Genomic DNA, 12,529 nt, shown 5'->3' on the forward strand with positions numbered 1-12,529 from the left:
CCCCGCAGCCGTTGACGTTGTCACTCAATCCGATCGGCGGATGACCTCACCGCGCAGTGCATCACTGCCGCCCCGCGCCGGCTCGCACGGCCCGCGCGGGGTGCTGGTGACGCTGTGTGTCACCGAGATCATCAGTTGGGGTGTGCTCTACTACGCCTTCCCGGTGTTGTTGCCCCAGATCTGCGGCGACACAGGGTGGTCGGCCTCGGCGGTGACTGCCGCGTTTTCCGCAGGCCTGCTCACCTCGGCGATCATGAGCGTCCCGGTGGGCCGAGCGCTGGACCGCCATGGCCCCCGCTGGGTCATGACAGGTGGTTCGGTGCTCGGTGTCGCCGCACTGCTGGGGATCGCCGCGGCCCCCACCTTCGGGTGGTTTCTTGCCGCGTGGGCGCTGGCCGGCGTGGCGATGAGCGCGGTGTTCTACGCGCCGGCGTTCGCCGCGCTGACGCGGTATTTCGCTCCCCATGCTGTGCGGGCGCTGACCGTGCTCACGTTGGTCGCCGGGTTCGCCAGCACTGTTTTCGCCCCGCTGACCGCAGTGCTCTCGGCGCATCTGGATTGGCGTACCACCTATCTCGTGCTCACGGCGTTGCTGGCGGTGGTGACCATCCCGGCCCACCTCGTCGGACTGCGACAGCCGTGGCCGCCGATGATCCATCACCATGCGGTGCAGGCTGCGACCCTCACGGCACGCACCCGCCCCTTCGTCGCCCTGACGGCGGCGTTCGCGCTGGCGGCGCTGGCCTCCTACGCCGTGGTCATCAACCTCGTCCCGTTGATGGCCCAGCGCGGGTTCAGCACCCAGGCAGCGGCGGTGGCCCTCGGCCTCGGCGGCGTGGGCCAGGTGCTGGGCCGGATCGGTTATCAGAGTTTGGTGCAGCGCTTCGGCGTCGTCACCCGCACTGCGCTGATCATGGGCATCGTTGCGGTCACCACCGCACTGTTGGGACTGTTCACCTCGCTGGCGGCGCTGATCGGCGTCGCGATCGTGGCGGGCATGGTGCGCGGCATCATGACGCTGCTGCAGGCCACTGCCGTGACAGAACGCTGGGGCACAGCCCATTACGGGCATCTCAGCGGAATCCTGTCAGCACCATTGATGTTCACCACCGCACTAGCCCCGTTCATCGGCGCCGCACTGGCCACCGCGCTGCACGGCTACGCGGCCATGTTCGTCGTCCTGGGCGCGGCCGCCGGCCTGGCAGCGGTCTTGGCCACCGCCACCGGCGTGGCAGCACCCGAACTCACCACCGGTACACCATCGACGAAAGAACCGTCACGGCAATGACTTCCGCCTCACCACGCGACGCGATCGTGATCGGTGCCGGCCAATCCGGACTGGCCGCCGCCGCCGCGCTACGCGACCGCGGCCTGCACCCGCTCATTGTGGACGCTCGTGGTGAACCCGGCGGATCCTGGCCGGACTACTACGCCAGCCTGACCCTGTTCAGCCCCGCCCGCTACAGCGCGCTGCCCGGCGTGGCATTCCCGGGCGATCCCGACCGCTATCCGCATCGCGACGACGTCATCGACTACCTCCGCGGTTATGCCGCAGGGCTGTCTGTGGACATCCACACCGGCGATGCGGTCACCACCGTCACCGGCGACCCGAGTGGCTTCACCGTCTTCACCGCCGCGGGCCGGCAGTGGAGCACACCGATCCTGATCGCCGCGACCGGAAGCTTCGCCAAGCCCTACCTGCCCAGTTTCCCCGGAGCCGACACGTTCACCGGCCAACTGCTGCATGCCAGTGCCTACCGAAGTCCCGACCCGTGGGCCGGGCGGCGCATCGTGGTTGTGGGCGCCGGCAACTCGGCAATTCAGATCGGTGCCGAGCTGGCTGAAGTCACCGACGTATCCCTGGCCACCCGAGACCGGGTGCGGTTCATTCCGCAGCGACCGTGGGGTCGCGACATGCACTTCTGGTTCACCGTCACCGGCCTGGATGCCGCACCGATCGGCCCGTGGCTGAACCAACCGCCTACCGTTCCGGTGTTCGACCACGGCACCTATCGGGACGCGCTCACCGCCGGTCGTCCCGACCGGCGACCGATGTTCCGTCGTCTCGACGGCGACTCGGCGGTGTGGGCCGACGGCACCCGCGAACAAGTCGACACCGTGCTGTGCGCGACCGGGTATCGGCCCGCGCTGGACTATCTCGCCGACCTGGGGGCACTCGATGACCGCGCGCTGCCCCGACAGCGGCGCGGGTTGTCGCGCACTCACCTGGGGCTGGGCTTCGTAGGTTTGGAGTGGCAGCGGTCCCTATCTTCGGCGTCGCTACGCGGCGTCGGCCGGGACGCCACCTATGTCGTGGATAAACTGCTGGCCCGCAACCCTTCCCGCCAAGGCGCGTGGCAACGACGAGCAGCCACGGGTGGCTGCGCGGCGGATCGGTGCGCTCAGCTGACGGCACGGAGATCACGTACCTGGTGCGTGGTGAGGGCCCGGTCCTGGTAGCGGTGCATGGCGGCCTGGGTACCGCACTAAGTCTGATGCCGCTGGCCGACCATCTCACCGACCGGTTCACGGTCGCCCTGATCAATCTGCGCGGCCACGGAACCAGCCAGCGTGGCCTGTCACCGCCACACATCGACCGCTACACCGAGGATGTCGGCGCAGTCATCGACACGCTTGGCCCGATCGATGCCCTGTTCGGCTACTCGTTCGGTGCTGTTGTCGCACTGGAAACCGCGCTGTCCGCACCAGATTTGGTGCCGCGCCTGGCGCTGTATGAACCACCGCTGCCGATCACCTACCCCATCCCGGATCCGGAGTGGATCCGCGGCATGCTCGACGCAGGACGCTACGAGGAGTTGGTCCTGGATGCGCTGGGCCGCGGGGGCGGCGGACTCTCACCGGCCGAAGTTGCTGCCGCACGGGACAACCCGTTGTGGCTGGCCAACGTGGCCCATGCCCCCACGCTGCTGCCCACCATGGAGGTGCTGTCGGGACTGCCCGCTGATCTGCGCCGCTACGCCACCCTGCACACACCCACCACCCTGGTGTCGGGCACCGCCAGCGCGGCGTTTCTACACCAGGCCATCGACCTGCTCACGCACGAGCTTCCCCACGCCACTCTGGTGCAGCTGACCGGCCAAGGCCACCACGTCGCGCCCGAGCCCTTGGCCGAGGTGCTGAAAACGCAGTGATGGTCCACCGGCGGGATGCGAGCAGACCAGCGTTCGCATCCCACCGGTGCCTGGAGGTGTCAGCGCGCGGTCTGGTTGGGGATCCCGCCGCGGAGCAGCTCGTGGGTGGTCGGGGTGTCGGTCGTCAGCCACAGACGCAACAGATGGCGCCGCCGGCTCAGTTCGTCGTGGTCGGTGTATTGCTCGCGTGAATGCAGCACCGTGGTGTTGTTGAGGATTTGCACGTCGCCGGGCCGAAAGTCCATTTCGATGTGAAAGCCCGGATCGTTGGCGATGTTCTCGACCAGGCGCAGCGCGGCCAACTGGTCATCGGACAGTCGAGGTGCGCCCGCGTGCTGTTGGGAGTCGCGGATGTACCAGGCGATGAAAAACAGCCGTGGGACGCCGTCGATCTCGGTGATCGGTGCCAGTTCGAAGAATTCGGGTTCACCGGCAGGCTGTTCCCCGTTGCGGCTCCACGGCATGGGTTGATACATCACCTCCACCAGGTGCGGGTCTTGGCGCAACATCTCGTTGTAGACCGCGTGGGCGCTGACAATCTTTGATTCGCCACCGGTTTTGGCCGGATGTAGACACAGCAGGCCGACCAGATCTGAACCGTCGCTGTGGAAGTCCTGGCGCAGATTTGTCCGGTACTTGCGCACACCTGGGCCGTGCTGGCCGCGCTCATCGCGGATATGGGTGAGCAGGTTGGCGTGGCGATCCTGACCGACGGGCTGGCCCAGCAGGCTGCCCAGCCCCAGGTAGGCGTGCTCAATCTGAGCCTCGGTGAGGTCTTCGATCGGGAAGTCGCGCAGCCGCACAAACCCCGCTCCCCGCTGCAGCATGGCCGCCCACCGCGCGGCTGCCGGGGCGAAGTGACGTGCCAGGTCCTGCTGCGCTCCGCCGCGCCCGTAGTCGATGAGAGCCCGGCGGTCCGCGGGCGAGAGGTCGATCGACCATGCGTGCTCATCGGGAAAATCGGCGGGCGTCCACACCGACGGCAAATCCACTGGCACTGAAGCGGTCACGGGAGAACTCCTTCTCGAGAGGGCGAACGATGGGATTGATTGGGTTAGCAGCAGGTAGCCAACACGCCGCGCAAGGCGTCGAGGGCAGCGACATGGGCCCGGTAGTAGACGTTCATCCCGCGTCGCTGCGACAGCGCCAATCCCGCCTTCTTCAACTGGCCGAGATGGTGGCTGACGGTGCCGTCGGACAGACCGACGGCGGTGGCCAGGTCTTGAGTGCACAGCTCACCGTCGCGGGCGGTCAGCAGGATCGATATCAGCCGCAGCCGAGCGGGGTCGGCCAATGCCTTGAGACGCAGCGCGAGCGCGACGGCGACGTCCTCATCCATCGGCGCCGCGGAGATCGGGGCGCAACAGATCGGGGCACTGACATCGATAACAGGCAACGCCTTGGGCATGCCGCCAACCATAACCATCTATTTGATATATATCAAATAGCTCAGTGCCGGATTCCCGACGTCGAGCACGGTGGCGGCGGTGCTCGCGTTGACGTGCGTGTCGGCGGTGGCTGCGACACTGGGGGCAGCGGCCGCGCCGGTGTGCTGGGCGGGTTGCTCGGATGCGCCGGGGGTCGGCCATCTGCAGGGGCGGTCGACATGGGGGCGGTCGTGGACAGTGCGGTGATCGATGGGACCGATCCGGCAGTCGTGGTGTCGGCGCAGGAGTTGCGGGCCTGGACCGATGCCGAGGTCGAGGCCGCGACGTTTCGGTGCTGCGGCTGCAGCGTCGAGATGTACCCGAAAGCCCACCGCCCCGACCGACGAGTGCAGGCGCACTTTGCCACCAAACCGCTTCGCCAGCATGTGAATTGCACCCTGGTTGATGAGACCGCCGCTGCCGGTGGCGTGATCGCCGGCGGTTCCCCTGGCCGACTGCCGGTGCTGCGTCCGACCCGGCTGGTCGAATCCGAGGACCGCAAGATCAGCGGGGAACCCGCCGCCAGCTTGTCGCCGAGTGCAGATCGCCGCCGCACCTCGCTAGTGCCGGTATCGGCGACAGGTGACGTACGCCGGAGAACGTCGGGCAGCGCGATCGCCCGATCGATCAGGCCATTCGCAGCGGCGTTTCTGGAGATGAGCGCCGAGGAGCGCCGAGGGTCGCCGATCGAGCTTCCGGGCGTCAACGCCGACCGGTACCAATTCGCGTTCAAAGGACTCCCGCGCCGCGACATCGTCCGGCTGCCGCATCGGCGGGTGCTTCATGCCCAGCTGCGCTGGACGGGGCAGATCTCCGACGTCGACGGCATCTACCGGGTTGAACTATATGCCGGAGAAGGTTACGACCCCGACTCGCGCCGATTCACGCGGCCGTGGACGCTGGTAGTCGACCATCGAGACTGGACCTCGGGGCAGCGCAACCATTTTCGCGATGAGTTCGCCTCGGTGTCGGGTGCGGCACGTGATCATGGCTTGACGCCGTGGGCGTTTGCGCTGGCCGATCAGAATCCCGCAGAGCTCACCGAATTGACCCTCACCCGCCGCGCGTATGTCGCGTTCTTACCCGGTCAGTGAATCGCCACCGGGCGACCACCCTCACCCCCGGACGGACACCCACGGACTGTGTCAGGTGTCCATCGAGTCGTCGAGCAGGTCACTGGCCGGCACTCCGAGCACCTCGGCGATGTCATAGAGCCGCTCAAACAACAGCCCGCGCTTGCCGTGCTCGACGTGGATGAGCACATTGCGCGTGACGCCCGACTCCAGGGCGAGCGCTTCCTGGGTTAATCCTCGTTCGAGCCGCAAGCTGCGGATACGACGTCCCACAGCGCGGCGGCGCTGGGCCCACTGGGCGGCTCGTTCGGGGTCTGTCTGACTGGGTCGGGTCGGCACGCCACCCAGTAGTCAGTTCAGCAACACAAGAGTCTGCCCTACTAGTAGTACATTGGACTGGCGGGGTCTCAGGAGTGGCTTTTCCGAAGCGCCGGTGCGAGGAGGACCTAGGCCCGGCCGCGCAGGAGGCGGGTGACCGCCAACCAGACGCCCTCCAGTGCCCTCCTGAGACTCCGCCCCGCTTACTCAGATCCGTGCGTCAGACGCTGGCGCCCTCGCCCGGAGCGCAGGCGCGTGAGCGCAACGGCGCGAGACCGGTTGTTGCCGAAGATGGTCGGCCTCACTGCGGGGCCGCGGCTAGGTGATGCTGTCGACTGCTGTCGAGACCTTGGATTGAAAGTCGGGCGGCAGCGGGATGTAGCCGCTCTTGTTGAGCCCGGTCTGGCCGGCGGTGATGGTGGAGTGCAGGAATGCCTTGACTGCCTTGCCTACCTCGGGGTCGGGGTATTTCGAGCAGACGATTTCATAGCTGGCCAGCACGATTGGGTAGGCGCCTTTTTCGGTGGGGAGATAGATCGGTTTCAGGTCCAAGACGATGTCGTTGCCCTGGCCGGTAATTCCGACCGAGGAGATGGTTTTGCCGACCCAGTCCGAGCCGATGTGCACGATGCCGGCAGAGGTCCGGATGTCGGCGGCGGCCAGTTCCTTTTCGATGGCATAGGACCATTCGTTGTAGCTGATGGCACCCTCGGTGTTTTTCACGACCTCCGAGGTGCCCTGATTGCCAGGTGCGCCCTGCCCCGTGCCGCCCTGGAATGTCTTTCCGGCGCCGTGGGTCCACGCACCTTCGGAGGCAGCCTGCAGATACTGCTGGAAGTTGTCGGTGGTGCCAGATGAGTCGCTGCGATAGACGACATGGATGTCGAGGGCGGGCATTTTTCCGTTGAGTGCCACGAGCGCCGGGTCGTCCCATCGGGTGATGGCGCCGGTGAAGATCTTGGCGATGGTGGGTGCGTCGAGGGTCAGCACGTCGACCTCGCTGAGGTTGAACGTGATGGCCAGGGGGCCGAAAGCGGCAGGCAGGTTCCAGGCGTCCGAGCCGCCGCAGCGTTGCTTGGCAGCCGCGTATTCCTGACCTTGTAGCGCAGTGTCTGATCCGCCGAAGTCAGTTTTGCCGTTGAGGAATTCTTCGACGCCGGCTCCTGAGCCGTTGGCGGTGTAAGTGACCGTTTTGCCCGGACAGGCATCCTCGTAGGTCTTGATGAATCGGGTCATCGCGTTGGCCTGCGCGGTGGATCCGCTCGCGGTGAGGGTCGGCGTGCCCCCGCAGTCCACCGTGGCGTTCTTGGCGTAGGGCTGCACGGGTCCGGTGGTGGCGCACCCAGCCAGAAGCAGTGCCCCGCCAACGGCCAGAGCTGCCGCCGTGCGGGATCGGCGAAGTGTCATGTCGACTGTGTCCTTTGCGTTCGTCTGGATAGGGGTGGATACGTGTTGGCCTGGGCAGTCAGCCGCACATCGCTGCGGGTTGACCAAGCAGGTGGGACACGGTGTGCGCCGACAACGGCGTGGCCACGGTGCCGTGCCGCGGCGTCGATTCGGGCCGCACCATTCGCCTGCGGCCCGTCCGCATATCGCTCAGCCATGATTGCCTCAATGATGATTGAGTGATCTCGTGATGGGCAAGTGCCGTAACGGGATTCGCCGGGTGATGTCACCGAGCATTCATCTCCCGGGTGGTGGGAGTTCATGCATCGACGCCCCGAGGGCGAGCGGTGCGATGCGTGCACGTTCGTGTCCGTCCGACTGCGGCGCGCACCGCGGGTCGCAGTCCCGAGGAAGCCCAGAGGACAACACGAGTCGGTCGAGCAGTAATGGGGCCGCCGGTAGGTCGAGCTCCGGCTTGACGGCCTGCCATCACTCAATGACCATTGAGCCAATGGATGGTCAGCCTGATCTCGTCGACGCGTCGCGGCGCGCCGAGATTCACGCCGCCCTGGCCGATCCATATCGGGTGGCAATTGTTGATCAGTTGTTGATCGCCGACGCATCTCCCTCGGAGTTGCAGGCTCAGCTGTCGGTGCCGTCGAACCTGATGGCCCATCACCTGCGCGTTTTGACCGAGGCCGGTCTGATCGGGCGGACTCGATCCGAAGCCGACCGACGCCGCACCTATTTGCATCTGCAGCGTGAGGCGCTCGAGCAGTTGGTGCCCGCGGCGGTCCGTCATGCGCGCCGGGTGGTGTTTGTGTGTACGCAGAATTCGGCTCGAAGCCAGCTGGCGGCCGCTATCTGGAATCGGCGCAGTCCGGTGTTGGCCACCTCGGCGGGCACGCATCCGGTGGACCGTATTCATCCGGCGGCGGTCGCCGCCGCGCGGCAACGGCGGGTGCCGATGTCGACGCGGCCACCGCGTCATCTCAACGAGGTGTTGGCTTCTGGCGATCTGGTGATCGCGGTGTGCGACAGCGCCCATGAGGAACTCACACCGGACCCCGAACGGATCCACTGGTCGATTCCTGACCCGGTGCACAGCACCAACCCGGATGCCTTCGAGAACACCGTGGACATCCTCACCGGCCGGATCGATCACCTTGCGCCCTACGTGCAGGCAAGCTGACAGCCGGCGGCCAAGCCTTCTGATCTCCGAGCGGTCAGTGCAGCTCAATCGCCGGGCTGGGCTTGAATGTCAGTCGTCGAGGTCGAGTTCGGCAACCGCAGACTTGGCGGTGCGGCCGACACCGAGGATTGTTGCCGATCCCGGTCCGGTCCAATCGCCATAGCCGAGCAAGTGCAAGCGCGGTTCTGCCAGGGCGCGAGTGCCCGCGGTCGGCACGGTACCGTCCTGGCCGCGCAGCCGTAGCGGCCGAAGGTGGGACAGGGCCGGGCGAAATCCTGTCGCCCACAACACCACATCAGCGTGGTGGACTCGCTCACCCCAGGCCACACCGTCAGGTGTCAGGCGGTCGAACATGGACACCGGTGTGAGATCGCCGCGATCGCGTGCGGCCAGGACTTCGGGGACCATCACGATGTCACCGAGTGCGGCGACCCCACCGGGATCGGGCTTGCCCGCGGCCAGCGCGATTGCCCGACGGGACGCGGCCTCGAACAGGGCTCGGCCGTCCACACCGTCGGGCAGGAATCTCGGTGGTCGCAGCGTGGCCCACATCGTGCTGGAGGCCACCGGGGAGATCTCAGCGACCAGCTGGGCCGCGGAATTGCCACCCCCGACCACGACGACATCGGCGCCCGCGAACTCCGCCGGCGTGCGGTAGTCGACGGTGTGTAGTTGTCGTCCCTTGAAGGTCCGCATGCCGGGGTACACGGGCCAGAACGGCTGTTGCCAGGTTCCGGTGGCGCTGATGACTCGGCGTGCCCGCCAGGTGCGCGTCTCCGCTTCGACCCGCAGTTCGGCGCCGTCGCGGCGTATCGCGCTCACCCGCACCGGTCGCTCGATGGGCAGGTCATAGCGGGCCTCGTAGGCGGTGAGGTAGTCCACGACATGGCTTGCCGGCGGAAACCCGTTCTTCCACGGCGGCATCGGCCACCCGGGCAACGAGGCGTATTGGGCCGGGGAAAACAGCCGCAGTGATGGCCAGGTGTGGGGCCATGCGCCTCCGGGTGCGGGTTGGTCGTCGAGGATCACGAAGTGGTGGCCGGCGCGGCGCAGGTAGTACCCAGCGGCCAGCCCTGCCTGCCCGCCGCCGACCACAACGACATCCACACCCGTTGCCATTGGGATCAGGGGGCGCTGTGCTTCGAGGTCAGTTCGGCGATCAATGCCTCGACATGGGACTTGATCTCGTCGCGGATCAGGCGAACTGAGTCCAGCCCCTGACCGGCGGGGTCTTCCAACACCCAGTCGCGGTAGCTCTTGCCGGGAAAGACCGGGCAGGCATCGCCGCAGCCCATGGAGATCACGACGTCGGAGGCCTGCACGGCGTCCACGGTGAGGATCTTTGGGCTCTGTGCGGAAATGTCGATGCCGACCTCGGCCATTGCCTCCACCGCGGCGGGGTTGACCTGGTCGGCGGGGGCAGAGCCTGCGGAGCGGACCTCGATGCGGTCTCCGGCCATCGCTGCGAGGAAACCGGCGGCCATCTGGGATCGGCCGGCGTTGTGGACGCAGACGAACAGCACGCTGGGGGTGGTTGGCATGGGCATTCCTGTTCAGGTCAAGGGACGAAAGGTGGTGGCTGCCAGGGCCCTAGCAGCAGGTCGTTAGCGTTGACCTCAACGCATCCAACGATTTCGTGTTCGCTTCGTAGAACACATTCATTCCTCGCCGCTGCGCGGTGACCATCCCCGCTTTACGCAGCTGGCCGAGGTGGTGGCTGGTAGTCGATTCGGCGAGCCCGACCGCGGTGGCCAGATCGCATGTGCACACCTGGCCCTGCACGTCGGTCAACAGAATCGACATCAGTTTGATCCGCACCGGATCGGCTAATGCTTTGAGCCGCAAAGCGATCTGCAGCGCCGCGTCGTCGTCGAGGGGTGCCGCCGAGACGGGTGCGCAGCAGATCGGTTCGGTCAGATCGATTACCGGCAACGACTTGGGCATGGGTTTCACCCTAACCCCGGATATCGACTTATGCCGAAAAGGTCGGTTCGACCTGAACCGAGAGCCGCAGCGATGACCCATCATCCTGGCAAGGGCCGCAGTCCACGCTGATGGTCACGGCTCCACGTTTGGGTGGCTATTTGTGTTGCGTCCCAAGGTGATCCCAGCGGCGGAGTGTAGGACAGGTCGAGGCTGCTGAACTCCGGGATAGTCATGTGGTGGTAGAGGGCAGTGGCGTAGGTGTCGACGCGTTTGGCGATTTCGGCGCCACGATGCCCGACAAGCTGAGCGCCGAGCAGCAGCCCGCTGGATTGGTCGCCAGTGATACGGGTATGGATCGGGGTGGCGCCCGGGTAGTAGGCCTTGTGATCATCGGGGGCCGATGCGGTGGTGACCGGCGCCCAGCCGCGCTGTGCCGCGATGGCTTCGTGCTCGCGCAGCCCGGTGCGGGCTGCGACGAGGTCAAACACCTTGACGACTTGGGTGCCGAGGCTGCCGGCGAACCGCGCGTCACCACCGATGGCGTTCTCCCCGGCGACACGGCCCTGCTTGTGGGCGGTGGTGCCCAGCGGTAGCCACGTTGAGCCGAGCAGCCGGTGGTGGGTGTGTACGCAGTCACCGGCGGCGTAGATGTCGGGCAGGTTGGTGCGCATCGCGTCGTCGACGACGATCGCGCCTTTGACCCCGAGCTCGGCGCCGGCGTCGGCCGCGAGCTCGGTATCGGGTCGCACGCCGACCACGACCAGCACGAAATCGACCGTGCGGGTGATGGTTTCCCCGTCGCGTGCAGCGTTTACCGTCAATGCCCCAGTGTCGGTGTTGGAGATGGCGTTGACGGTGGTCGCGGTGAGGACCTCCACACCGTGGCGCTGCAGTTCGGTATGGACCAGGGCGCCAAGCTCAGGGTCGACGGTAGGCAGCACTTCGGGCAAGGCCTCGACCTGGGTGACGGCGATGCCGCGCAAGGTCAGGGCTTCGGCCATTTCCAGGCCGATGTAGCCGGCACCGATGATGATCGCGGTTTTCGGATCCCGCTGCTGCAGGGAGTCCATCACGGCGAAGGTGTCGCCCATGGAATGCAGCAGGTGGACCCCGTCGGCAGGCCCGAGGGCGTGTGGACCGGTGAGGCCGGCGATGGGTGGATGTACCGATACAGCTCCAGTGCCCACGATCAGGGCGTCATAGCCGAGTTGCTGGGGGTTGCCGGTGGGATCGAGGACATCCAGGGTGTGCTCGGTGACGTTGATCTTGGTGGCGGTGGTGTCGGTGACGACCCGCATTCCGGTGGCTGCAAGGTCTTCTGCGGTGCGGTGGGCGAGATGAGTCCAATGGGCGACCTCGCCGGACACGTAATAGGGGATGCCGCAGATGGAGAAGTTGGGATAGGCGTCGGCGACCACCACTGTGACCTCGGCGGTGGGGTCGAGTTCGCGGATCCGCAGTGCCGCTGAGATTCCGGCGTCGCTGCCGCCGACGGCAACAATGTGTTGGGGCATGGCTCATCGCTCCTGGGGGACGGGATGTGCTCGGTGGACGAGTACTGCAGACGACACCCGCCGTTGGGTGCGGTGTAGCTGGGCGGCCGCGGCCGCGCTGCACGTGCGCTTCTAGAGCAAGCTCGGGCTCTTCAACCGAGACACGAGATCGGTTACCCGCGAGGCGATATCGTCGCGGACCAACCGCATCCGCTCGATGCCCTCGATGCCGCGTTCGGAAGGTTCGTCGGTGTCCCAGTTCTCGAAACGCGTTCCCGGCACCGGATCGACTTTGGCTTCGCGCCCCAAAGTGACCACGAGATCGACGGTTTTGACGAGGTCGGGATCGATCAGTTTGGGTGTCTCGCCAGTGATGTCGACACCGACCTCGCCGAGCGCTTCGGCTGACAACGCGTTGATGGTGTCGCCGGGCTTGGTGCCGGCCGAATACACGTCGACATCCTCGCCTGCGACCTGGCGCATCAATCCGGCCGCCATTTGTGACTTGCCGCCGTTCTTGACGCACACGAACAGCACTGCCGGCTTGACCGTTTCGCTCATG

General features: G+C 66.4%; 14 protein-coding genes. 5 read left to right on the top strand and 9 right to left on the bottom strand.

Annotated elements, in window-relative coordinates:
- The first annotated feature begins 40 nt into the window (after positions 1–40).
- The 3 genes from TX88_RS24240 to TX88_RS24250 are packed head-to-tail and all read left to right on the top strand — an operon-like array spanning position 41 to position 3,152.
- The gene (locus TX88_RS24240) at positions 41–1,288 is read left to right on the top strand and encodes an MFS transporter (protein WP_090518279.1); all 1,248 of its coding nucleotides are present in this window, start codon (positions 41–43) and stop codon (positions 1,286–1,288) included.
- Positions 1,285–2,460: a flavin-containing monooxygenase gene (locus TX88_RS24245; RefSeq protein ID WP_234792321.1), complete on the top strand. Its 1,176-nt coding sequence runs from the start codon at positions 1,285–1,287 to the stop codon at positions 2,458–2,460. The genes TX88_RS24240 and TX88_RS24245 overlap by 4 nt, the downstream gene beginning before the upstream one ends.
- The gene (locus TX88_RS24250; protein ID WP_235625532.1) at positions 2,397–3,152 is read left to right on the top strand and encodes an alpha/beta fold hydrolase; all 756 of its coding nucleotides are present in this window, start codon (positions 2,397–2,399) and stop codon (positions 3,150–3,152) included. Before TX88_RS24245 ends, TX88_RS24250 begins: the two co-directional genes overlap by 64 nt.
- A gap of 59 nt (positions 3,153–3,211) precedes the next feature.
- On the opposite strand, the gene TX88_RS24255 is transcribed toward TX88_RS24250, so the two are convergent.
- Together TX88_RS24255 and TX88_RS24260 are read right to left on the bottom strand one after the other, a co-directional pair.
- Positions 3,212–4,162 carry a TauD/TfdA family dioxygenase gene (locus TX88_RS24255; protein ID WP_044520459.1) on the bottom strand — a complete coding sequence of 317 codons (951 nt, stop codon included), beginning with the start codon at positions 4,160–4,162 and terminating at the stop codon, positions 3,212–3,214.
- Between the two features lie 44 nt (positions 4,163–4,206).
- Positions 4,207–4,560 (bottom strand): Rv2640c family ArsR-like transcriptional regulator, encoded by a 354-nt coding sequence (locus TX88_RS24260; RefSeq protein WP_044520461.1) that lies wholly within the window; start codon positions 4,558–4,560, stop codon positions 4,207–4,209.
- Positions 4,561–4,758: 198 nt separating this feature from the next.
- Between TX88_RS24260 and TX88_RS32905 the strand changes: the two genes are divergently transcribed.
- A complete protein-coding gene (locus TX88_RS32905; protein ID WP_234792319.1) occupies positions 4,759–5,673 on the top strand; it encodes a hypothetical protein in 915 nt (304 codons plus the stop codon).
- 51 nt (positions 5,674–5,724) lie between these two features.
- On the opposite strand, the gene TX88_RS24270 is transcribed toward TX88_RS32905, so the two are convergent.
- Positions 5,725–5,991 (bottom strand): helix-turn-helix transcriptional regulator, encoded by a 267-nt coding sequence (locus TX88_RS24270; RefSeq protein ID WP_072278586.1) that lies wholly within the window; start codon positions 5,989–5,991, stop codon positions 5,725–5,727.
- A 297-nt stretch (positions 5,992–6,288) separates the two neighbouring features.
- Positions 6,289–7,377 carry a phosphate ABC transporter substrate-binding protein PstS gene (gene pstS, locus TX88_RS24275; protein ID WP_005086308.1) on the bottom strand — a complete coding sequence of 363 codons (1,089 nt, stop codon included), beginning with the start codon at positions 7,375–7,377 and terminating at the stop codon, positions 6,289–6,291.
- A gap of 490 nt (positions 7,378–7,867) precedes the next feature.
- On the opposite strand from pstS, the gene TX88_RS24280 reads away from it, so the two are divergent.
- Positions 7,868–8,548: an arsenate reductase/protein-tyrosine-phosphatase family protein gene (locus TX88_RS24280; RefSeq protein ID WP_005086309.1), complete on the top strand. Its 681-nt coding sequence runs from the start codon at positions 7,868–7,870 to the stop codon at positions 8,546–8,548.
- A 69-nt stretch (positions 8,549–8,617) separates the two neighbouring features.
- Here TX88_RS24280 and TX88_RS24285 read toward each other — a convergent pair whose 3' ends face one another.
- The 5 genes from TX88_RS24285 to TX88_RS24305 all read right to left on the bottom strand — a co-directional run bounded on the left by TX88_RS24285 (position 8,618) and on the right by TX88_RS24305 (position 12,528).
- On the bottom strand, positions 8,618–9,667 hold the full coding sequence (locus TX88_RS24285; protein WP_005086310.1) for an ArsO family NAD(P)H-dependent flavin-containing monooxygenase: 1,050 nt from the start codon (positions 9,665–9,667) through the stop codon (positions 8,618–8,620).
- Positions 9,668–9,672: 5 nt separating this feature from the next.
- Positions 9,673–10,089 carry an arsenate reductase ArsC gene (locus TX88_RS24290; RefSeq protein ID WP_005086311.1) on the bottom strand — a complete coding sequence of 139 codons (417 nt, stop codon included), beginning with the start codon at positions 10,087–10,089 and terminating at the stop codon, positions 9,673–9,675.
- 49 nt (positions 10,090–10,138) lie between these two features.
- Positions 10,139–10,492 (bottom strand): Rv2640c family ArsR-like transcriptional regulator, encoded by a 354-nt coding sequence (locus TX88_RS24295; RefSeq protein WP_005086313.1) that lies wholly within the window; start codon positions 10,490–10,492, stop codon positions 10,139–10,141.
- Positions 10,493–10,572: 80 nt separating this feature from the next.
- Positions 10,573–11,988 carry an FAD-dependent oxidoreductase gene (locus TX88_RS24300; RefSeq protein ID WP_005086314.1) on the bottom strand — a complete coding sequence of 472 codons (1,416 nt, stop codon included), beginning with the start codon at positions 11,986–11,988 and terminating at the stop codon, positions 10,573–10,575.
- A 111-nt stretch (positions 11,989–12,099) separates the two neighbouring features.
- Positions 12,100–12,528: an arsenate-mycothiol transferase ArsC gene (locus TX88_RS24305; protein WP_044520463.1), complete on the bottom strand. Its 429-nt coding sequence runs from the start codon at positions 12,526–12,528 to the stop codon at positions 12,100–12,102.
- Position 12,529: the final 1 nt, after the last annotated feature.

The organism is Mycolicibacterium septicum DSM 44393, assembly GCF_000455325.1.
Taxonomy (GTDB): domain Bacteria; phylum Actinomycetota; class Actinomycetes; order Mycobacteriales; family Mycobacteriaceae; genus Mycobacterium; species Mycobacterium septicum.

Coding starts and splice junctions, on each gene's coding strand:
- TX88_RS24240 (WP_090518279.1), top strand. CDS start 41: ATGACCTCACCGCGCAGTGCATCACTGCCGCCCCGCGCCGGCTCGCAC.
- TX88_RS24245 (WP_234792321.1), top strand. CDS start 1,285: ATGACTTCCGCCTCACCACGCGACGCGATCGTGATCGGTGCCGGCCAA.
- TX88_RS24260 (WP_044520461.1), bottom strand. CDS start 4,560: ATGCCCAAGGCGTTGCCTGTTATCGATGTCAGTGCCCCGATCTGTTGC.
- TX88_RS32905 (WP_234792319.1), top strand. CDS start 4,759: ATGGGGGCGGTCGTGGACAGTGCGGTGATCGATGGGACCGATCCGGCA.
- pstS (WP_005086308.1), bottom strand. CDS start 7,377: ATGACACTTCGCCGATCCCGCACGGCGGCAGCTCTGGCCGTTGGCGGG.
- TX88_RS24280 (WP_005086309.1), top strand. CDS start 7,868: ATGGATGGTCAGCCTGATCTCGTCGACGCGTCGCGGCGCGCCGAGATT.
- TX88_RS24285 (WP_005086310.1), bottom strand. CDS start 9,667: ATGGCAACGGGTGTGGATGTCGTTGTGGTCGGCGGCGGGCAGGCAGGG.
- TX88_RS24290 (WP_005086311.1), bottom strand. CDS start 10,089: ATGCCAACCACCCCCAGCGTGCTGTTCGTCTGCGTCCACAACGCCGGC.
- TX88_RS24295 (WP_005086313.1), bottom strand. CDS start 10,492: ATGCCCAAGTCGTTGCCGGTAATCGATCTGACCGAACCGATCTGCTGC.
- TX88_RS24300 (WP_005086314.1), bottom strand. CDS start 11,988: ATGCCCCAACACATTGTTGCCGTCGGCGGCAGCGACGCCGGAATCTCA.
- TX88_RS24305 (WP_044520463.1), bottom strand. CDS start 12,528: ATGAGCGAAACGGTCAAGCCGGCAGTGCTGTTCGTGTGCGTCAAGAAC.